This window comes from Bradyrhizobium sp. AUGA SZCCT0222, assembly GCF_018130205.1.
Classification (GTDB): Bacteria; Pseudomonadota; Alphaproteobacteria; order Rhizobiales; family Xanthobacteraceae; genus Bradyrhizobium.
This window is the reverse complement of sequence record NZ_JAFCLX010000029.1, coordinates 44904-65677: the sequence shown is the minus strand read 5'-3', so window position 1 is coordinate 65677 and position 20774 is coordinate 44904. Positions and strand designations below refer to the sequence as shown.

Below are 20774 nucleotides of genomic sequence, written 5' to 3'. Positions count from 1 at the left end.
GCGAATTTGGTCTGCGATAGTGCCAATTCCATGCGAAAAATTCCGACCAATTCTCCTGTGCCGCCGCGAAAGACCGAGCTGCCGCTCGACCTTTCCGGACCGCATGTGACGCCGCGGGCCTCTTCGCCGCACCGGCTCTATCAGGCGCTTTGCCACGCCATCGTCAGCGGCATCGTGAAGCCCGGCGAACCGTTGCCGCCTTCGCGCACCCTGGCAAGCCAGACCGGTTTTCGCCGCAACGCGGTTACGACGGCCTATGAGCGGCTGATCGCAGACGGGTTTGCGGTCGCGATTGTCGGCTCGGGCACCTTCGTCGCCGCGCGCATCCCCGCGCAGGTGAGCGGCGCCGGCAAGGCCAGGATCGTCATCGAGACGCCGCCACAGGGCACCCTGTCGCTCGGCTGCACGCATATCGACGACCGGGCGCTGCAACGCTTCCGGTCCTTTGTCGGGCGGCGGATGCGCGCCTTCGGCACCGACCACCTGCACTACGGCGATCCGCGCGGCAGCCGCGAACTTCGCACCGCCATCGGCGATCATCTGTTGTCGGCACGCGGGCTGCGCTGCGACCCGGACCAGATCATGCTGGCCTCGGGAACCCAGCACGCCCTGCGGATCGTGCTCAGCGCCATTCTCAAGCCGGCCGATCGGGTCTGGTGCGAGGACCCCGGCTATCCCGCCGCGCGGCGCGCCATCGAGCATTGCGGCTACCGCCCGGCCCCGGTTCCAGTCGACGCATCAGGTTTGATCGTCGCCAAAGGCCGCACGTCAGCGCCATCGGCGCGCGCGGCCTATGTGACGCCCTCGCACCAGTTTCCACTCGGCGTGCAGATGTCGATGAGCCGCCGCCTGGAACTGCTCGATTGGGCCAGGGATGCCGATGCCTTCGTGCTGGAAGACGATTACGACAGCGAGTTCAGGTATGACGGCGCGCCATTGCTGTCGCTTGCCGGCATCGATCATTTGCAGCGCGTGATCTACATGGGCACGTTTTCAAAGACGCTGTTTCCCGGATTGCGCATCGGCTATTGCGCGCTGCCCGAGAAGCTGATTGGACCGGTGACGACGGCGCGCGCCGCGCTCGACCGCTTTCCCGGCACGCTGCTGGAAGGCGCTGTGGCTGATATGCTGAATTCCGGCGCGTTCGCTGCCAATCTGCGCAGGGTGCGCGGGCTCTACCGCGAGGCCCGCGACGTTCTGGCCTCGACACTGTCGTCGGCTTCGGAAGGCCGCCTCTCCGTGCCGGTGCCGTCGCAAGGCCTGCATCTGGTGGCGCGGTTCGATCCGTCGGTCGACGCGCAGGTTGCAGCTCTCGCCAAATCCGCGGCCGGCGTCGAAGGCTGGCTGCTGGCGGACACCTATGCGCGCGCGCGGCCGCTGCCGGGATTTGTGCTGGGATTTGCCGGCCACCCGCTTCCGCAACTGAAAGCGTCGGCCGAGAAACTGGCCAAGGCATCGCTGGCGGCGATGCGGGACAACCGGAAGCCGGACATCGGCGGAACCGGCAAATCGCGAAGGCCGGCGTCGGCGCGATCCCGATCGGCGCGCTAACTTAGCACCCTAGGAGAATCGCCGCCGCATCCGCTAAATGCATTGCATAGTCGTCACGATGGAGAAACCCGATGCTTGGCAATCGCAACGTCATGTACCTGATCATCGGTGTGCTGGTCGTTGCCGTCGGCGTGCTCGGCTACAATCTCTATCAGGCCAAGAAACAGCCCGAGGGCGTGCAGATCAATCTCGGCCCCGACGGGCTGAAGATCCAGAGCAAGTGAGGGAGGCCAATTTGGCAATCACGAAGGCCGTGACGGCCGCGGCTCTTGCACTTCCCGCCGGCCTTGCCCTGTGCCTGCTCGCCTCACCGGCCGCCGCGCAGCAGGTGGTCCCCAATGAGCGCAACATCTTGGATCTGCGGCTGGGTCAGCGCATCCTTGTCGACGACGGAACATGCCCGGCTGGACAGATCAAGGAAGTCTCGGGCTCGCAGATGACGACGTCGGGCGTGCTGCGCGTCCGCAAATGCATTGCGCGCCTGGGGACGAAGCAGAGGCGGTAGGGCGCGCACTCATTAAACCGCGATAGTCGCTATCTCAGGTAGGCGAGCCTGCCTTCGCGCGAATGGCCATCGACCGCTTCAAAAGTGCGTTGGCATCGGCGTAGCGGCTCTGATCCTTGTAGAGACGGGCCAGGTTTTCCAGGACATCCGCGAGGTCCGGATGGTTCGGGCCGACCGTCTTTTCGAAGGTGGCCACCGCCCGCTTGTAAAGCCGCTCGGCGTCGGCGTTACGGCCCTGCCGCCCATAAACAGCGGCCAGATTGTTCAGCGCCTGCGCAACATCAAGATGGTCGCGACCGAACGCTTTCTCGGTCACGGCAATCGACCGCTTGAGCAGCCGCTCGGCATCGGCATAACGACGCCGGTTGGTGTAGACATCGGCCAGGTTATTCATCAAAACCGTGGCGTTCGGATCGCTCGGACCGTGCGCCTTCTCGAGAACGGCCAGCCCGCGCTTGAACAACCGCTCAGCCTGGTCGTATCGACGCTGATTGCTATAGAGAGCGGCCAGGTTGCTCAGCGCCAGCACGATGTCCGGATCGTCAGGACCGACCGTTTTCTCACGAATGGCGATCGACCGCTTGAGGAGCGGCTCCGCCTCGGCAAAACGCTCTGTCGTGCGGTAGAGTTCGCCGAGATTATTCAGCACGCTTGCGACTTCGGCATGGTCCGGAGCGAGTGTCTTCTCCCTGATAGCCAATGAACGCTTGTACAGTGGCTCGGCAACGGCGTATTGACCCAGATTGTAGTGGATCGTGCCCAGGTCATTCAGCGGCATCGCGACCATTGCATCATCGGTACCAAACTCCTTCTCGCGAATGGCCAGCAACTGCTGGGCCAGCGGAAGCGCTGCCGCGTACTTTCCGACCCGATAAAGTTCCTTGGATTCCTGGTTGAGACGGCTTGCCTCATCCTGCTCGGCGTAGGATGGCACGATGACTGACAGGCTCAGGGCCAGCGCGGTGACCGCAATGCGGAGAGATGCTTTCATGGCCTTCATCACATATGCCTCCGTCGCGGTTCTTCCGCGACATACGCGCCTTTTGTGTCTTCAGAGGCCAGAGAGGTTCATACTGACGGGTCACCGCGCAGTTGTCGCCATACTGAAACCGACGACGGCAACAGGAGCACGCCTGCTTTCAGGCTATTCAGACGCCTAGCAATCCGGAAACAATTGCAACGAAGAAAATTGATGCAAGCCCGAGAACCATGCCTATGGCGACCTTCACCGTAGGCCCGTCGATTTTCTTATCGAGCCAGGCGCCCACCTTCATGAACACGGAATGTGCCCCCGCCCACAGGAGGTCTTTTATGAATTCGGACAGCAACATGTCACTTGGTCGCGCCGGCCCTGCCGGGGTTCAACTGCCGCCGTCTTAAGCATTCCTGTTGCAAGTTCCCAGACGCGGCGCCATCGATTCGCGCCGTCTCGCCAGCCCGCCGAACCTTACCAACTGCCGTACTTGCCGACGATTCCACGCCAAACGGCGGCGCGCTCGCGGGCAAATGATTCCTTTCCGACACTGGCGTTCTTGGCCACCGCGGTGATCACCATCACGAGTTTAAGCCCGGGGTCGACAAAGATCGACTGGCCGTAAACGCCCAGCAAGGCAAACCTTCGCTTCTCGCCGGGGTAGAGCCAGAACTGATAGCCGTATCCGAAATACGGCGTGGCCTTTCCCGGCGCGAACGCCTGGGGTTGCCGGTGCCAGTCGGTCGCATCCAGCAGATAATCTTTCGGCACGATCTGCTTGCCGCCGACCGCGCCATCATTGGCGAGCAGCATTCCAAGGCGTCCGTAGTCGCGCAGGGTCGCATTGAAACTGCCCGAGCCGGTTTCGGTGCCGTCGGTGGTCCGCACCCACGTCGCATCGGCCTCTGCGCCCATCGGCTGCCACAGCCGCGCGGTCAGATATTCGCTGAGCGTGGTGCCGGTCACCGCGCGAAGCAGCACGGCCAGGATGACGGTCTCGCTGGAGGCATAGTGAAAGCGCGTGCCCTGCACCGCTTCGCGGGTCTGGAATTGGCGCAGCGCTGATATCGAGCCCTCGCGGTTACGGGCAATCGTGAACCGCGTCAGATCGTCATTGCCGTCGTAGGCTTCCTTGAACTGCACGCCGGACGACATTCGCAGAACATTGCGTATGGTGGTCTCGCCATAGGGACTGCCCGCGAGCTTTGGCACGTATTTCGAAACCAGATCGTCCAACGAACCGATCCTGCCTTCGGCAAGCGCCATCCCGACCGCGAGGCTGACGACGGATTTCGCCATCGAATGCGAAACGAAGCGATCCGCCGGTTTTCGATCGTATTGGTAGCGCTCGAACAGGATGGTGCGGTCCTTGATGACAAGCAATCCGGTGACGCGCTGGTGGCTGAGAAAATCGTCTAGCGTCCGGCTCTGGTTTTCGAACCGATAGCCGAGCTTTGCATCGCCGCCGGCTGCGGCAAGCGGCAGCGGAGACACGGCTTTGCTCAGCCTATTATGCGGCAATATCTCGTCGAGATGGCTGAACGATCCAACCCGCACGCCTTCATCGAAGAACCAGTTGGCGCGGGTGCCGAGCGGGTAATTCCTGGCCTTACCCAGCAGCTCCTCATCAGGTGCGGCAAAGGCAGGACTTGCCAGCACCACGAGAAGGCATGACAGCAGAATTCGTCCCGGCTGCATCGACTGGCTCACGCGCGAGGGTGAACGCAATCGCGTGCATCCCGGGAATCATCGAACAACCATTGCCTTACAATCGCTGCCACCGATCTGGCAACGGCTTCGATTGCTGGGTCAGGTACCGGGGATGGGTGTCAGAAGCTCGCGCTCGGATATTAGTTCGACGACGGCTCGAACATGCATTGCAGCGTCGGCTTGGCGATCTTGGTGAAGGTCGGGCCGATTTCGGACTGCTTCGACGCCGGCACCCAGGCGGTCTCGATCGTGGGCACGCCGGTCTCGCTGATGCCACGCAGCAACGCTTCGCGCAGGTCGTTGTCCTCAACGGTCGCGGCTGCATGATCGTGCAAGCAAGTGCAAACGGTTTCGGGATGCGCCCAGCGTCCCACCATGTGGGGTGCGCACTGCCGTACGAACTCACCGCGGGGATCGGGGAGCTTGAACATCGAGCCGATCGGCCCCTGCTGGAACCGCATCTGCGCCGTTAACTGGGTCTGGGCCTGGGCTGATGCGCCCAGCAGGCAGGAAACCAAAATCGCAACGGCACCAAAACGTACAAACATACTGAGCCTTTACCGGCAAATTCTCTTGCGAGCTGTTAGCTGCGATTAGTTGACAGCTGCGACAACGATCGACTGCGGAGCCGAGGTCGTCACCGGCGCGCCGTTGTAGGAGAAGGTGCCGATGCCGGGCAAGCCCTGATCCGAGGAACCAGCGATCGAGGGACCGGCAAGGATGAAGGCGAAGGCGAGGATGAAGCTGATGGTCCGCATTTGACTGTCTCCGGTTTGGGTGCCGGCGTCCCCGCCGTTTCGTTGGCAGAGTGATAAGCAACGGCTGTTTCCGGATATCTGCGCCAGAAGCGGAAAATGGTTTCATCGCAGGGGTGAATTGTTTCGTCGGCCTGCCGGGACGAAACATTGACGAGAAAAACCCAATGATTTCAATATGTGTTCAATGGCTGGACAGAGCTACGGGTCACCTGCGAGCCGGGGCCATTCTACTTTGCATGGGGTTGTTTTCGCGATTTTGAGTCTGGGCCCTGCCGCGTACCCGCCGAAGAGAGGCGAAACTGCCTCACTCGCCATCGAAGGCGCTCAAATCGGGTTCGGGTGTCACCACCGGCGATCCGCAATAGGTGAACGTCCCTACCCCCGGCATGTCGCGATCGGCGCTGCCGGCCAGCGACGGGCCGGTCAGGACGAAAACCAGAGCAATTATGCAGCTGAGGGCGCGCATCTGACGTCTCCATTCACCATCTGGAGATGAGACGCCCGTTGCGGGCAGCTGGTTCGACGCCGTCGCAAGTTCTTAATTCAAGTTCTTAATCATTGTCTGCTGAATAGGCCGCAGCGCAGCAAACTCAACTGTGAACCGAAGCGTCGGTCCGGCAGACTCAAGCGAACACCCGGTGCAACTTTTCCTGTTGGTTCGGCGTTGTTCTCGTTCATCATCCAACAAAGGATAGCCGTCGTGGGCAATGGCAACATCAGTGTTGGCAATCAATCCTCGCCCCGCAAATCCGGCCAGCAACAGATGGCTGGTGCGATGTCGCAGCAAGGCGCCCCTGTCATGGGCGACAACCAGTGCTCGCCTCAGAAGTTCGTGCGGCTGGTGGGCTGCCACGAGCCCAAGGTGAGGGACCCTAAAATCAAGGACTGCTCAGAGGTCCGCCCACATCCCAATCCGGTGAAACGGTAAGCCCCGGGACGGCCGCCTGATCCGGATCGCCGCATCTGGGCTAATGGATGAACTCGCCACATTTCTGCACCGCGGCGTCGGCGGCTCCCCAGGGCATGATCGGCACCGAGGACGTCGAGTTCTTGGGTGACCCCTCGATCAGCCGGTCCGAATATACCATGTAGACCAGCACGTTCCGCTTGGGGTCGCAGCCGCGGACAATCTGCATTTTCTTGAAGAACAGCGAACGGCGCTGGCGAAACATGTCGTCGCCCTGGGACATCTTGTCCTTGAACCGGATCGGCCCGATCTGGCGGCAAGCCAGTGAAATATCTGAAACTTCCTCGGCAAGCCCGAGCCAGCCCTTGTAACCGCCCTTCTCCGGTACCGTAAAATGGCAGGCCACTCCGTCGACCTCGGGGTCGTCGACGCCGTAGGTTGCAAGCTTGTCATTTGGGCTCAGCCATTTGAACACGGTGGAGCGGCGAAAAATCAGGTCCGGCTCGTCGGCGGCAAAGGCCGGGCCGGCATGCCACACCACCGCGGCCAACACCGCCAACGACACGCCCAAGGCCAGATTTCTCCATGACTTGTCACACTTACCGATGGCCTTGAATGTCATTTCTATCTCCGCTGAAGGACCCACCGGTTATGTAATGTGCAAATGCCGCACAGGAAGGCTGAGGAACGGAGCGGGGGAGCTCGCGTTTAACGGAATGTGAGGCTTTTTTGCTACGCTTGCGGCGAAAAGCGCGGGTTTAGAGGGCTTAAGCTGGTGAACGCTTTTCGCGTCTGCAACAACAAATGATCATCGGAACATCGGATTCGACGATCTGGACTCAGGGAATTTGGGCGTGAGCGGGCATCGGCTTTTTGGGTTGAATAGTACGAGCGTAAGCAGTGCGAACCAGCGATTTTGGCAAATAGCTATTCTGGTTGCCGCAGGCACCATCGGCGCCTCCTCCCATGCCGACGCCGCCCTGTATTATTGGCAGGATTCCGACCCCAGCTTCTACCGGCCGGCACCGTCAGCCCAGCCGCGCAAGCAGCGCGCCCGCAAGCCCTCGAAGGCTATGGTGGCCGCCGAAAAGGAAATCAGCGCCAAGCCGCAGGGCCCCCTGATCATCGCGATCTCGATCAACCAGCAAAAGGTCAGGGTCTACGACGCCAACGGAATCTTCGCGGAAAGTCCGGTGTCGACTGGCACGAAAAGCCATCCGACCCCAATGGGCGTGTTCAGCATCATCCAGAAGCACAAGATGCACCACTCCAACATCTACAGCGGCGCGCCGATGCCCTTTATGCAGCGCATCACCTGGTCGGGTGTCGCGATGCATGCCGGCGCCCTGCCCGGCTATCCGGCGTCGCACGGCTGCATCCGTTTGCCGATGGCCTTTGCCGCGAAGATGTGGAACTGGACCAAGATGGGTGCGCGGGTCATCGTCACGCCCGGCGAAATGACGCCTTCGAGTTTCTCGCACCCGCTATTGGTGGCGCAGAAGGTCGTGGCGCAACCTGTGGCCGCCGACGAGCCGATGTCGGACGCTCCGGCGGTGAAATCCGACAAGGGCGCGGACGCTGGATCGGCAATCAAGCCCGCGCAGTCCGAAGCGAGCCTGGAATTGCGTTCGACCGTCGGTCACGGCAGCCCCGATCGGACGCCGTTGCGCGAACGAACCCACACTGCAGATGCCAGTGGAGTCATGCCGGCGGCCAATGCCGCTACGATGTCCGATGCTTCGTCCTCGGCGAGCAGACTGCCGGTGTCCGGCGATGCTGCGAAGTCCGAGCCGGTGAAATCGGACGCTGAGGCAGAGCCCGCCAAAAGCGCCGACGGCGCGTCCACCGACAGCAAATCGGCCGAAGTGACATCGTCCGAGTCCAAACCGTCGGATGCTGCAACGGCCGAGGTCAAATCGTTTGAGACCGGCGACACGACCAAGCGCGAAATCTCCGCCAGCGACACCCCGGTCGAGGCCAAATCGGCTGACGTGAAACCGGATGAGGCGAAGTCGGACGAGGTGAAAACCGGGACGCTCAAGGCGGACGCGCCCAAGGTCGATACAACGAAAACTGAAGCACCAAAGGCAGGGAAACCGGCAGAGCCCGTCAAGGCGATCGCCGATGCACCTGCCGTCGCGCCCGATGTGAAGAAGGATCCGTCGCGCCTGCCAGGTGTCGAGAAGGCCGCGGCGAAGCAAGAACCGAAGCGCACCGGGCAGATCGCAGTGTTTGTCAGCCGCAAGGATGGCAAGCTTTACGTGCGGCAGAATTTCACGCCGCTGTTCGACGTGCCCGTGACGATCGCGCCGAGCGAGCGGATGCTGGGCACGCATGTGTTCACGGCGGAAGTCGACAAGAACGATCCCAATCTCCTGCGCTGGTCGGTGGTGTCACTGCCGGTGACCGCCCGCAACGCGGCCCTCAAGGAAGAAGACGAGCGCGCCTCGCGCCGGCGCAAGGTCGCCGGCGGCGCCCCGGCCGAGGCCAAGCCAGCACCGGCGCCGAACAGCCCGGCCGAAGCACTGGACCGCATCACCGTGCCACCGGAAGCGATGGCGCGCATCACCGAGGCCCTGACGACGGGCGGCTCGATCGTGGTGTCCGATCACGGCATCAACACCGGCGAAACCGGCGAAGGCACCGACTTCATCGTTCCCTTGCGCTAACTCGCCATAACAGCTTGTTGAGCGGCGCCGATTCATCGGCTCTGCTATGCTTTGCGCCGATGAATCTCGCGCGAGGCCGGCCATGATCGACCGCAGAACCATGATGACGGCAACGCTGGCCGCCATTGCGGGCATCGGCTCGGCCCGGATCGCCAACGCGCAGGCCGGCATGAGCCGGATCACTGCCTACGCGTTTTCGTTTGGCGGATTGGCCGGCGGCGATATCAGGCTTTCGGAATATGCCGGCCGTCCCCTCTTGATCGTCAACACCGCCTCGCTTTGTGGCTTCACGCCGCAATATAAGGGGCTGCAGGAATTGTGGACGGAGTTCAGTAAGCGCGGCCTGATGATCGTCGGCGTTCCCTCCAACGATTTCGGCGGCCAGGAACCAGGCGGCGCGACCGAAATCGCAGCAACCGCGCAGCACCATTACGGCGTGACCTTCCCGATATCGGCTAAGGCCATCGTGAAAGGGCCGAATGCGCACCCGTTCTACAAATGGGCAGCAGAAGCACGGCCGAAGGATGTTCCGCGCTGGAACTTCCACAAATATCTAATCGGCCGCGACGGCTATATCGCCGAAGTCTTCCCGGAATCCGTCGACCCCTCGGATACGCGGGTGAAGACCGCGATTGCGCGGTCGCTCGCACAAGGTGCTTCCGAACGAAGCGGCTAACGGGTCGCTTGCGGGCAATGCGTGGAAACAGCGGGAATAATCCCCTGAATTAACTGGTTCGGCGACAAATCAGCTGCCCTGTGTGACAGCCGTTGCCTTGGCGAGGTCGCTGCAACTAGGGTATTGTGGGTTGGGGCGGGAAGCAGCCGGGAGACGGCAAAGCCGGTACCGGAAGCGGGATCATTTAAGGAAAACAAGATGCGTATTGCGGCAGGGTTGATCTTTGCAGGCGCGGTTTCGTTGTTGACCTCAAGCGCGGCCTGGTCGCAAACGCCGCCGGCCAAGGGCGCGGCTGCGCCGCCGGCCGCTCCAGCGCCCGCTGCCGCAGCGCCCCAGGCAGCGCCGGCCCCGAAAGCAGCGGCCGCTCCGGCCCGGCCACCATGCGCCAACCCGAATGCACTCGGCATCGGACGCACCGTCGAGATTGACACGACAGGCGGCCCCGGCTTCGGCTTTGAGCATTTCAAGGATCTGGACTTCCTGCGCGACAAGGAAGTCGTGCTGACATTCGACGACGGCCCGTGGCCGGTCAACACGCCGTCGGTGTTGAAGACGCTCGCCGAAGAATGCACCACGGGCATCTTCTTCCCAATCGGCAAGCATGCCACCTACTATCCGGAAATTCTCAAGCAGGTCTACGCGGCCGGCCACGCGGTCGGTTCGCACACCTGGTCGCACGCCGCCCTGGTCAACAAGAAGCTAAGCGAGGATCAGCGCAAGGAAGAGATTGAGAAAGGTTTTAGCGCCGTCAAGTGGGCATTGGGCGGCACCTCGCCGGCGCCGTTCTTCCGCTTTCCGGCGCTGCAGCACCCGCCGGAAATCGTCACCTATCTCGGCACGCGCAACATCGCGATTTTCTCCTGCGATCTCGACTCCTTCGATTTCAAGGCAAGCAAGCCGGAGAAAATCATCGAGACGGTGATGCGCAAAGTCGACAAGCTCGGCAAGGGCATCATCCTGATGCACGACTTCCAGAAGCACACCGCGGAAGCCCTGCCCGAACTCCTGAAGAAGCTGAAGGCCGGCGGCTACAAGGTGGTCGCGATGCGCGCCAAGGCGCCGATACAGACCCTCCCGCAGTTTGACGAGAGTCTACTGAAAGAGGCCAAACTGCCGACGGTGAGTTCGCGCCCGGTTTCCAGCGTCGTGCAAACGATCTCGGAATAATCGGCTTCGACTCGGCGACAAGTCCATGCCGGCGCTCCGCATCGAAGGCTACGTTATCGTCTCGGCGGACGGCATGCTGGCGAACGCCAGCAATGTCATGCCTGACGAATTGCGGTTCGAGGGCGACAAGCAGTTCTTCACGGCCGCCCTCGACCGCACCGACCTGATCCTGCACGGCCGCAATTCCTTCGAGGACCAGCCGAACTCGCCGCGGCGCAAGCGCCTCATCCTGACGCGAAAGGTGCGCGCGATTGCGCCCGATCCGTCCAATCCCAACGCCACGCTGTGGAATCCGGCGGGCGCCTCCTTTGAGGCCGCCTGCGAGCAGACCGGAATACGCGCCGGCACGGTGGCCGTGATCGGCGGCCCTTATGTGTTCGGCATGTTCATGGACCGCTACGACGAGTTCTGGCTGTCACAGGCCCCGCACGTGCGGCTGCCGGACGGCGAGCCCTGCTTCCCCGGGGTACCCGCGCGCTCGCCGCAGCAGGTGTTGGCGTCGCACGGATTACGCGCCGGACAACGGCAAATACTCGACCCGGCGGCTGACGTCACCGTCACGCCGTGGCGGCGGACCTGAACACACGTCCGCTCTAGTCTAGACGTCGTAGGCGGGTTCCGACGACCGCGGCCCGCGGCCGTAGCCCGCGATCATGAACAGGGCGCCGACGATCGAGAGATTCTTCAACGCGTCGATCAGCGTCTTGGCGTTCTCGGGCGAGGCTTGATTCCAGAAATCGTGGAAATAGAAGGTGGCGGTCAGCACGAAGAAGATCAAAAGGATCGCAAAGAACCGTGCGCCGAAATTAACCGCGATCATCAGCCCGGCGATGATCTCGAACCCGCCAATCGAAAGCGCCAGCAATTGCGGCGTCGGCATGCCCGTGATGGTTTCGAGCTGCGAGGTATAGGGCGCGAGCAGTGTGGGAATGGTCACCTTGGACGCGATAAAATCCGCCGTCTGCTGGATGCCGAAGAGCTTGGTCGCTCCCGTGTAGATGAAGAGCACGGCGAACAAAACTCGCCCGAAGGTAAAGAACGCTGGCATGGGTCGGCCTCACTGGATGGCAATGCAATGTCACAAGCGGTCGCGCAAAGCGATTATGAGCGTTTCGCCCCTGCTTTTCAAACGATCAAATCGAAACCATCCGCGTTAGAACCCGTCGACATCAGTTAGCCGAACAGGGACGGTTGCGAACGGCCGGCGCGCTCCTGGGCCTCGACGGCGGCAACCGCCGTCATGTTGAGAATGCCACGCGCGGTCACCGAGGGGGTGAGGATATGCGCCGGACGCGCCGGTCCGATCAGAATCGGTCCCACCGGCAGCGCATCGGCCAGCGCCTTGATCATCTGATAGGCGACGTTGGCGGTATCGAGGTTCGGCATGATCAGGATGTTGGCCTCGCCTTCCAGCTTCGAATGCGGCAGCACGAGCTTGCGCGCCGTCTTCGACAACGCGGTATCGCCCTGCATTTCGCCGTCCGCCTCGATCTCCGGATGTTTTTCCTGCAGCAAGGCGGTAGCAAGGCGCATCTTGCGCGAAGACTCGGTATCATAGCTGCCGAAGTCGGAATGTGACACGAAGGCAACGCGGGGCTTCATGTTGAAGCGCTGGACGTGGATCGCCGCCAGCGACGCCATCTCGGCCAATTCCTCGGCGCTTGGATTGGGCCTCACCTGCGTGTCGGCGATGAAATAGGAACCTTTGCTGGTGATCAGCAGCGCCAGCGCCGCAAAATCGCTGACGCCCGGCAGGAAGCCGACGATTTCCCGGACATGACGCAGATGGCTCATGTAGCGGCCCTCGACGCCGCAGATCATCGCGTCGGCCTCGCCGCGAACCACGGCAAGTGCCGCGATCACGGTGGCGTTGGTGCGAACCACGGTGCGCGCGGCCTCGGGCGTGACACCGCGCCTTCCGGCGACGTCGATATAGGTCTGGACGTAGGAGCGGTAGCGCGGATCGTCCTCGGGATTGACGAGGTCGAAATCCTGTCCAGCCTTGATCGAAAGACCGAACCGCTTGATCCGGGCTTCGACCACCGAGGGGCGCCCGACCAGGATCGGCCGCGCCAGTTTCTCTTCAAGCACCACCTGGGTAGCGCGAAGCACGCGCTCGTCCTCGCCCTCGGCATAGATCACCCGCACCGGCTGGGATTTCGCCTTGGCGAATACCGGTTTCATGACGAGGCCGGAGCGGAACGCAAAGCGCTCCAGCAACGCGGTGTATTCGTCGAAATTCTTGATCGGCCGTGTCGCCACGCCGGAATCCATCGCGGCCTTGGCGACAGCCGGCGCGATGCGCAGGATCAGGCGCGGATCGAACGGGCTCGGGATCAGCGAGCCCGGTCCAAAGCCCTGGGTTTCGCCGCTGTCGAAGCCCTGCGCCACCGCGTCCGACGGCGGATCGCGCGCGAGCTGTGCGATTGCGTCGACCGCGGCGTGCTTCATTTCCTCGTTGATGCCGGTGGCGCCGACGTCGAGCGCGCCGCGGAAGATGAACGGGAAACACAGGACGTTGTTGACCTGGTTCGGGAAGTCGCTTCGCCCGGTGCAGATCATCGCGTCCGGGCGCGCTTTTCGCGCTTCGTCCGGCATGATTTCCGGATTCGGATTGGCCAGCGCCATCACCAGCGGCTGATCCGCCATCGCCTTGACCATTTCCGGCTTCAGCACGTTGGGCGCGGATAGTCCTAGGAAGATATCGGCGCCGCCGATCACGTCGGCGAGCACGCGCGCGCTGGTCTTCTGCGCATAAGCCGCCTTCCAGCGGTCCATCAGCGTGTTGCGGCCCTCGTGCACGACGCCGTCGATATCGCAGACCCAGATGTTCTTGTGTTGCGCGCCCAGCGACACCAGGAGATTGAGGCAGGCGATCGCGGCAGCACCCGCCCCGGAGCAGACGATCTTGATGTCGGCGAGCTTCTTGCCGTTCAGCAGCAGCGCATTGGTGATCGCGGCGGCGACGATGATGGCGGTGCCATGCTGGTCGTCGTGAAACACCGGAATCTTCATGCGCGCCTTGAGCTGCGCCTCGATCTCAAAGCACTCCGGCCCCTTGATGTCTTCCAGATTGATGCCGCCGAAGGTCGGCTCCAGCGCCGCCACCGTCTCGACCACGCGCTCGATCGTATCGGCGGCGATCTCGATGTCGAAGACGTCGATCCCGGCGAACTTCTTGAACAGGACCGCCTTGCCTTCCATGACCGGCTTCGACGCCAGCGGGCCGATATTGCCGAGGCCGAGCACGGCCGTCCCGTTGGAGACCACGGCGACCAGATTGGCGCGGGCGGTCAGGGTCGCCGCTTCAGCCGGATTGTTGGCGATTTCGGTACAGGCGGCCGCAACGCCCGGCGAATAGGCCAGTGCCAGGTCGCGCTGGTTGGCGAGCGGCTTGGTGGCCTGAATTTCCAGTTTACCGGGCCGCGGCAGCCGATGGTACGCCAGTGCCGCGGAATGGAGATCTTCAGAATAAGACGACATGCATACTCCCGCGTTCCCGGTCCCGATCTCTTATTTCTTCGCCACGTCCGGACGAGGTCAGTTTGCCGGCAGATTGAGCCGGATGTGAAGCACGCGCAACCGCTTGGATGCAACAGCTGATGGAGCCCCCATCAACAGGGCGCGGAGGCCGGCGGATCGACGCAAACGATCGAACCCGGTACCATGACCCCTCCCCATCCCCGGTCATTCGACCGACAACGGCAAATTGCCCTCCGCCCAACCGGCAACCGGAGCTGCCCGAATGGTAAAGGTTCTGAGCGGCCTGGTTGCCGCAATCGTGATCGCGGTGGGCGGTTTCTTCGGCTTTCAGTTCTATACCCAGCATCGAATAGCCAGCGAGCTCGACGCCGCGCTTGAGCAGGTTCGCGTGGCCGGCGGCAAGGCGAGCCGCGGCAAGGTGTCGTTCGACCTCTTGAGCCGCACTGTCACGATTGCCGAAATCACCGCTCAATCGGCTGCGCAACCGCCCGTCAGCGTCAAGATCGGCAGCCTCACGGCCTCCGGCGTCAGCCAGCCGGACCCGGCGCGCTTCTCCGCCGAGAACATCGACATCACCGATGTCGAGATCGGCGCGGCCATGGCCCCGCAGCCGGCTCTTAGCCTCGCCTACAAGGTGCCGCGGATCATTGTGAAGGACTATTCCGGCCCCGCCAGCCTGCAGCGGCCGCCGTCTTCGTCGTCTTTTGCGGACGTCTACCGGTCCGTACTCGAGCAGTTCGCAGGCGTTGCGGCGACGTCGATCACGGCGCCCAGCCTGACCGCAACGATGAACCAGGGCGTTGCGACGCCGGGCGGCGGCGAGGTCGCCTATGCCGGCCTTGCGATCCAGGGCATCAAGGACGGCAAGATCGCCAGTACCAAGATCGACGCTGTGATCTTCACCGCCAATACCCAGCCACCCACCGGCAAGCCGGACAAGCTCACCGGCAATCTCGCAAATGTCGCGGGCTATGACATCGATATCAACGCGATCGCCGCCATCTTCGATCCGCAGAAGGCTGGCGACGACCAGTATTACCGCGTCTACCGCCAGATCACGGCCGGTCCCTATGTCATAACTTCCGGCCAAGGCCCACTCATGCGGATCGACAGCTTTGTCGCCGATGACGTGGGCTTGCGGCCGTCGCGGATGCAATTGCAGGATCTGCTGTCGCTGATACCGCCGCCCGGCGCCGCGCCTCCGACACCCGCGCAGACCCGCGCGCTGATCGAGAAGGTCGCCAAGCTGTATGAGGGCATCCGGATCGGCAATGCCGAGATGCGGGGGTCGTCGGTGGAGATGCCGGACGGCCAGTTGAAGTTCGCAGCGATGCGCTTCAACCTCGATAACGGCAAGGTCGACGAATTCGCGATTGAAGGTGTCGACGGCCGAACGCCACAGGGTCCCATCAAGCTCGGACGTTTTGCGCTCAAATCGCTCGATGTCGCCAACCTGATGCGGATGTCGGCGCTGTTCTCCAACCCGTCGCAGCAGCCACCGCCCGACCAGGCACTCGGAATGCTGGCGCTGATCGAGGGTATCGAACTCAAGGCGCTCGCGGCGCCCTTCAAGGACACCGGCCGTCCGGTCAACATCGACGCCTTCACACTCAACTGGGGCCAGTTCATCGGGCCGATCCCGAGCAAGTTGCAGCTGGCGCTGAAGATGTCGGCCCCGCTCGATGCGCGAATTCCCGGCCAGGACGTGCTGGTCACGGCCGGCCTCGACAAGGCGGCCATCGATCTTAATCTCGGCGCGGCCTGGACGGAGGCGTCACGCGCATTCGCGCTCGAACCGGTGACGCTCGACCTCGGCGGCATCGCCAAGGCGTCGCTGCGGGTGTCGCTCGCCAACGTGCCGCGCGGGGTATTCTCGCCCAATGCGGTCCAGGCGGTGGCCATGGCAGGGCAGATCGAGGCCGGCGCGATCGACCTCACGCTGCGTGATACCGGCGGCATCGACCTTGCGGTCGCGCAATATGCCCGTCTCCAGAATGTCAGCCGCGAGGCGGCGCGGAGCGCCATCGTCGAGGGCATCAGGTCCGGCAGCGAACAGGCCGCGGCCACCAATCCCGACGCCGGCGCCGCCGTGGAAGCGGTCGCCCGGTTTGTCGAGAGCCCGGGCCAGACGCTCAACATAAAGCTGACCCCGCTCGGCAAGGTGCCGGCGATGCAGCTCATGCAGCTGTTGAAGACCGATCCGATGGTTGCGCTGGCGCAATTCCGGATCGAGGCTTCGACCGGGCTTTAACCCTTGTCCGGCAGATTGAGCCGGATGTGCAGTTCGCGCAGCTGCTTGATCGCGACGTCAGACGGCGCGCCCATCAGCAGGTCGACGGCCTGCTGGTTCATCGGGAACAGCGATATCTCGCGCAAATTCGTGGTGCCGCACAGCAGCATCACGATGCGATCGACGCCAGCCGCCATGCCACCATGCGGCGGGGCGCCGTACTGGAACGCGCGGTACATGCCGCCGAACCGCTCGACGACATCCTTCTCGCCATAGCCCGCGATCTCGAACGCCTTCACCATCGCCTCGGGCTTGTGGTTGCGGATGCCGCCGGAGGCGATCTCGTAGCCGTTGCAGACGATGTCGTACTGGAACGCCTTGATGGTCAGCGGGTCCTGTCCGTTGAGCGCGTCGAGGCCGCCCTGCGGCATCGAGAACGGGTTGTGCGAGAAGTCGACCTTTTTCTCAGTCTCGTCATACTCATACATCGGGAAGTCGACGATCCAGGCGAGCTCGAACCGGTCCTTGTCGACCTGGTTCAACTCCTCGCCGACTTTCGTGCGTGCGAGACCAGAGAACTTCCAGAACTTGTCGGGGTCGCCGGCCACGAAGAACGCGGCATCGCCTTCCTTGAGCCCGAGCTGGCTGCGGATCGCAGCGGTGCGTTCCGGTCCGATGTTGTTGGCGAGCGGACCTGCGCCCTCGCCGCCCTCGCGCCACATGATGTAGCCGAGGCCGGGCTGGCCCTCGCCTTGCGCCCAGGAGTTCATCCGGTCGCAGAACGCGCGTGAGCCCCCGCCTGGTCCGGGGATCGCCCAGACCTGGTTCTTCGTATCTTCCAGCATCCGCGCGAATACCTTGAAACCGGAGCCGCGGAAATGCTCTGACACGTCCTGCATCTCGAGCGGGTTGCGCAGGTCCGGCTTGTCGCTGCCGTATTTCTTCAAGGCTTCGGCGAACGGAATCTTCCGCCAGCCTTTTGTCACCGGCTTGCCTTTGGCGAACTCCTCGAACACGCCGGTAATCACCGGCTCCATCGACGCGAACACATCTTCCTGCTCGACAAAACTCATCTCGACGTCGAGCTGATAAAACTCGCCCGGCAGGCGGTCGGCGCGCGGGTCCTCGTCGCGGAAGCATGGCGCGATCTGGAAATAGCGGTCGAAGCCCGACATCATGAGCAGCTGCTTGTACTGCTGCGGCGCCTGCGGCAGCGCGTAGAATTTTCCCGGATGAATCCGCGACGGCACCAGGAAGTCGCGCGCCCCTTCCGGCGAGGACGCGGTCAGGATCGGGGTCTGGAATTCGAAGAAGCCCTGCTCCTTCATCCGCTTGCGCATGGAATCGACGATCGCGCCGCGGGTCATGATGTTCTGGTGCAGCTTCTCGCGACGCAGGTCGAGGAAACGGTACTTAAGCCTTATGTCTTCAGGATATTCCTGCTCGCCTGCGACCGGCAGCGGCAGCTCGCCGGCAGGCCCCAGCACTTCGACCGCGCTGACATAGATCTCGATCTTGCCGGTCGGCAGTTCGGCATTCACCGTGCCTTCGGGACGATGGCGAACCTTGCCGTCGATCCGCACCACCCACTCCGAACGGAACTTTTCCACTTCCGCAAACGCCGGCGAGTCCTTGTCGGCCACGCACTGGGTGATGCCGTAATGGTCGCGCAGGTCGATGAACAGCACGCCGCCATGGTCGCGGATGACGTGGCACCAGCCCGAGAGGCGAACGGTTTCGCCGATGTGGCTGTCGCGGAGCGCGCCGCATGTATGTGACCGGTAGCGATGCATGGAAATCCCAAAAACTGATATTGGAGGTCGAATCGAGGGCCAAGAATCCAGAACAAGAATCGGGGAACAAGGCCTGCCCGAGCTGCGGCAGGGTTTACCCGACGAGGTCAGGCGCGGCAACCAGTGGCGGCCCCTGTTTTGGCCCAAAAAGCGGCATTTCGAACCTATCGGGCGTGAGCCCTTTGCCTATCCCCCGGACGCGCCTATCTTTGTGGTCATGACCGTCCATTTCCCGTTCCAGAACACCTATGCGGCGCTGCCGGCGAACTTTTTCGCCCGGGTGGCCCCCACCCCTGTGGCCGCTCCCCGGCTGATCAAGCTGAACCGGGCGCTGGCCGTCCATCTCGGCCTCGATCCGGAGGTGCTTTCCGGCCCTGAGGGCGCCGAGATCCTGGCTGGCAAACGCGTCCCCGACGGCGCCGATCCGATCGCGATGGCCTATGCCGGCCACCAGTTCGGGCATTTCGTGCCGCAGCTCGGCGACGGAAGGGCCATCCTGCTCGGCGAAGTCATCGACGCCGACGGCGTCCGCCGCGACATCCAGCTCAAGGGGAGCGGCCCGACGCCGTTTTCCCGCCGCGGCGATGGCCGCGCCGCGCTTGGCCCGGTGCTGCGGGAGTACATCGTCAGCGAAGCGATGTTCGCGCTCGGCATTCCGACGACGCGCTCGCTCGCGGCCGTGATCACCGGCGAGCGCGTGCAGCGCGAGACCATGCTGCCCGGCGCGGTGCTGACCCGCGTGGCCGCGAGCCATATCCGGGTCGGCACCTTCCAGTTCTTCGCCGCGCGCGGCGACACCGACGGCGTGCGCCAGCTCGCCGACCACGCGATTGCGCGCCACTATCCGGAGGCCGCCAAGGCTGAGCGCCCCTATCACGCGCTGCTGGAAGGCGTCGTGGCGCGGCAGGCCGATCTGGTCGCGCGCTGGCTTCTGGTCGGCTTCATCCATGGCGTCATGAACACCGACAATTCCTCGATCTCGGGCGAGACCATCGACTACGGCCCGTGCGCGTTCATGGACCATTACGATCCCGCACAGGTGTTCTCCTCGATCGACGAGATGGGCCGCTACGCCTACGCCAACCAGCCGCAGATCGCGCTGTGGAATTTGACGCGGCTCGCCGAATGCCTGCTGCCGCTGTATTCCGACGACAAGGACAAGGCGATCGAACAGGCGCAATTCATCCTCGGCGAATTCGCCGAAAAATTCACCAGCGCTTATCAGGCTGGACTGCGCGCCAAGATCGGCCTGTTCGATCAGCGTGATGGTGACGAGGCGCTGGTGCAGGACCTGCTCGATGCGATGGCCAAGAACCAGGCCGACTTCACCCTCACCTTCCGCCGCCTCGCCGACGCCGCGCTGGACGCGAACGACGACAACGTCAGGGCCCAATTCCTCGATCCCGCGGCGTTCGATGAGTGGGCGGCGCGCTGGCGGCAACGCATCTCCGACGAGCCGCAATCGGCGACGGAACGACATGCCGCGATGCGCAAGGTCAACCCGGCCTTCATCCCGCGTAACCATCGCGTCGAAGCCGTGATCCAGGCCGCGATGAATAACAACGATTACGCACCGTTCGAGGAATTGCTGAGCGTGCTGGCAAAGCCGTTCGAGGACCAGCCGGAGTTTGCCGGCTATGCCGATCCGCCACAGCCGGAGCAGCGCGTGCTGCAGACGTTCTGCGGGACGTGAGTTTCGTCGTCCCGGCGAAGGCCGGGACCCATAACCCCGGTCATCGGTTGTTGAAAAAAGCAGTCGACCATCCTGCGCAACAATCTCTGCCGCGGCGTATGGGTCCCGGCTCAAGGCCGGGACGACGGTGGTGTTTGTAGTTTGCACCATCATCCCAAACACGCCTCTGCATTCTCGCGACGCATTGCGCCCGAGTTTTGCCAGAAATTCCTTGCCCCCAAAATCAGAGGGCGCAGGGAAGACCGGGTGCGCGCTGCACCCGCGGTCCCGTGTGCGGTTTGCACAAAAAGGCTGCACACGAGCATACAGGGCAGCGGAGAACACCCGGCCTTCCCTGCGCAATGGCTTTACGGCTTATGCCGTGATCTCCCCGGAGACGAGTTCTTGGTTGACTCCGTCACTACCGTTTCCGCTTGCGCTTCTCCGACAGCTTGACGCCAGCAACGGGCGCCAGGACCACACGGTTTTGCCGTACGCTAAGTCCACGCCGTCGTCTCAGCGCAAACAAGCGTCCACCGCAACCCGCCCAACGTCCGTGACGACGGCCGACGCCCTTCTGAGTAGGACGGGATGGACAGATATATGCACCTGATTTGCCTTCTGGTAAACAGAAATATTTTTTATTTTGGGGCTTGACACGATTTCCGTAAATCAGAACT

The 20774-nt window shown here is 62.9% G+C and carries 20 protein-coding genes; 10 read left to right on the top strand and 10 right to left on the bottom strand.

Features of this window, described 5'->3' with window-relative positions; genetic code table 11:
- Nucleotides 1-30: 30 nt before the first annotated feature.
- From pdxR to JQ629_RS23735, 3 genes are all read left to right on the top strand, one after another.
- Nucleotides 31-1551, top strand: coding sequence for a MocR-like pyridoxine biosynthesis transcription factor PdxR (gene pdxR, locus JQ629_RS23745; protein WP_212414710.1), 1521 nt, complete (start codon nucleotides 31-33; stop codon nucleotides 1549-1551).
- Between the two features lie 71 nt (nucleotides 1552-1622).
- Complete coding sequence (locus JQ629_RS23740; protein ID WP_212392033.1) at nucleotides 1623-1775, top strand: hypothetical protein; 153 nt, start codon at nucleotides 1623-1625, stop codon at nucleotides 1773-1775.
- An 11-nt stretch (nucleotides 1776-1786) separates the two neighbouring features.
- Nucleotides 1787-2056 carry a DUF6719 family protein gene (locus tag JQ629_RS23735; RefSeq protein WP_212262271.1) on the top strand — a complete coding sequence of 90 codons (270 nt, stop codon included), beginning with the start codon at nucleotides 1787-1789 and terminating at the stop codon, nucleotides 2054-2056.
- Between the two features lie 34 nt (nucleotides 2057-2090).
- Here JQ629_RS23735 and JQ629_RS23730 read toward each other — a convergent pair whose 3' ends face one another.
- From JQ629_RS23730 to JQ629_RS23705, 6 genes are all read right to left on the bottom strand, one after another.
- On the bottom strand, nucleotides 2091-3056 hold the full coding sequence (locus tag JQ629_RS23730) for a tetratricopeptide repeat protein (RefSeq protein ID WP_212414709.1): 966 nt from the start codon (nucleotides 3054-3056) through the stop codon (nucleotides 2091-2093).
- A gap of 148 nt (nucleotides 3057-3204) precedes the next feature.
- Entirely contained in the window at nucleotides 3205-3387 is a 183-nt protein-coding gene (locus JQ629_RS23725) for a hypothetical protein (RefSeq protein WP_212038108.1), read from the bottom strand.
- Nucleotides 3388-3503: 116 nt separating this feature from the next.
- On the bottom strand, nucleotides 3504-4757 hold the full coding sequence (locus JQ629_RS23720; RefSeq protein ID WP_212414708.1) for a serine hydrolase domain-containing protein: 1254 nt from the start codon (nucleotides 4755-4757) through the stop codon (nucleotides 3504-3506).
- A 122-nt stretch (nucleotides 4758-4879) separates the two neighbouring features.
- Nucleotides 4880-5200, bottom strand: coding sequence for a hypothetical protein (locus JQ629_RS23715; protein WP_502753267.1), 321 nt, complete (start codon nucleotides 5198-5200; stop codon nucleotides 4880-4882).
- Between the two features lie 132 nt (nucleotides 5201-5332).
- Entirely contained in the window at nucleotides 5333-5497 is a 165-nt protein-coding gene (locus JQ629_RS23710; protein ID WP_192733364.1) for a hypothetical protein, read from the bottom strand.
- Between the two features lie 304 nt (nucleotides 5498-5801).
- Nucleotides 5802-5963, bottom strand: a complete 162-nt coding sequence (locus JQ629_RS23705; protein WP_192733365.1) for a hypothetical protein — start codon at nucleotides 5961-5963, stop codon at nucleotides 5802-5804.
- 234 nt (nucleotides 5964-6197) lie between these two features.
- Between JQ629_RS23705 and JQ629_RS23700 the strand changes: the two genes are divergently transcribed.
- Nucleotides 6198-6425 (top strand): hypothetical protein, encoded by a 228-nt coding sequence (locus JQ629_RS23700; RefSeq protein WP_349631315.1) that lies wholly within the window; start codon nucleotides 6198-6200, stop codon nucleotides 6423-6425.
- Between the two features lie 40 nt (nucleotides 6426-6465).
- On the opposite strand, the gene JQ629_RS23695 is transcribed toward JQ629_RS23700, so the two are convergent.
- Nucleotides 6466-7026, bottom strand: a complete 561-nt coding sequence (locus JQ629_RS23695) for a CreA family protein (protein WP_212414706.1) — start codon at nucleotides 7024-7026, stop codon at nucleotides 6466-6468.
- A 256-nt stretch (nucleotides 7027-7282) separates the two neighbouring features.
- Here JQ629_RS23695 and JQ629_RS23690 point away from each other — a divergent pair, with 256 nt between their 5' ends.
- The 4 genes from JQ629_RS23690 to JQ629_RS23675 all read left to right on the top strand — a co-directional run bounded on the left by JQ629_RS23690 (nucleotide 7283) and on the right by JQ629_RS23675 (nucleotide 11496).
- Nucleotides 7283-9073, top strand: coding sequence for a L,D-transpeptidase (locus JQ629_RS23690; RefSeq protein WP_212414705.1), 1791 nt, complete (start codon nucleotides 7283-7285; stop codon nucleotides 9071-9073).
- Between the two features lie 82 nt (nucleotides 9074-9155).
- Nucleotides 9156-9749 carry a glutathione peroxidase gene (locus JQ629_RS23685; protein WP_212414704.1) on the top strand — a complete coding sequence of 198 codons (594 nt, stop codon included), beginning with the start codon at nucleotides 9156-9158 and terminating at the stop codon, nucleotides 9747-9749.
- Between the two features lie 198 nt (nucleotides 9750-9947).
- Nucleotides 9948-10916 (top strand): polysaccharide deacetylase family protein, encoded by a 969-nt coding sequence (locus JQ629_RS23680; RefSeq protein WP_212414703.1) that lies wholly within the window; start codon nucleotides 9948-9950, stop codon nucleotides 10914-10916.
- Between the two features lie 25 nt (nucleotides 10917-10941).
- Entirely contained in the window at nucleotides 10942-11496 is a 555-nt protein-coding gene (locus JQ629_RS23675; RefSeq protein WP_212414702.1) for a dihydrofolate reductase family protein, read from the top strand.
- 18 nt (nucleotides 11497-11514) lie between these two features.
- On the opposite strand, the gene JQ629_RS23670 is transcribed toward JQ629_RS23675, so the two are convergent.
- On the bottom strand, nucleotides 11515-11964 hold the full coding sequence (locus tag JQ629_RS23670; protein WP_212262303.1) for a DoxX family protein: 450 nt from the start codon (nucleotides 11962-11964) through the stop codon (nucleotides 11515-11517).
- Between the two features lie 125 nt (nucleotides 11965-12089).
- A complete protein-coding gene (locus JQ629_RS23665) occupies nucleotides 12090-14399 on the bottom strand; it encodes an NADP-dependent malic enzyme (protein ID WP_212414701.1) in 2310 nt (769 codons plus the stop codon).
- Between the two features lie 262 nt (nucleotides 14400-14661).
- On the opposite strand from JQ629_RS23665, the gene JQ629_RS23660 reads away from it, so the two are divergent.
- The gene (locus JQ629_RS23660; RefSeq protein ID WP_212414700.1) at nucleotides 14662-16650 is read left to right on the top strand and encodes an aq_1923 C-terminal domain; all 1989 of its coding nucleotides are present in this window, start codon (nucleotides 14662-14664) and stop codon (nucleotides 16648-16650) included.
- On the opposite strand, the gene aspS is transcribed toward JQ629_RS23660, so the two are convergent.
- Nucleotides 16647-18422 carry an aspartate--tRNA ligase gene (aspS, locus tag JQ629_RS23655; RefSeq protein WP_212414699.1) on the bottom strand — a complete coding sequence of 592 codons (1776 nt, stop codon included), beginning with the start codon at nucleotides 18420-18422 and terminating at the stop codon, nucleotides 16647-16649. The genes JQ629_RS23660 and aspS overlap by 4 nt on opposite strands.
- Nucleotides 18423-18639: 217 nt before the next feature.
- Between aspS and JQ629_RS23650 the strand changes: the two genes are divergently transcribed.
- Nucleotides 18640-20115 carry a protein adenylyltransferase SelO gene (locus JQ629_RS23650; RefSeq protein ID WP_212414698.1) on the top strand — a complete coding sequence of 492 codons (1476 nt, stop codon included), beginning with the start codon at nucleotides 18640-18642 and terminating at the stop codon, nucleotides 20113-20115.
- Nucleotides 20116-20774: the final 659 nt, after the last annotated feature.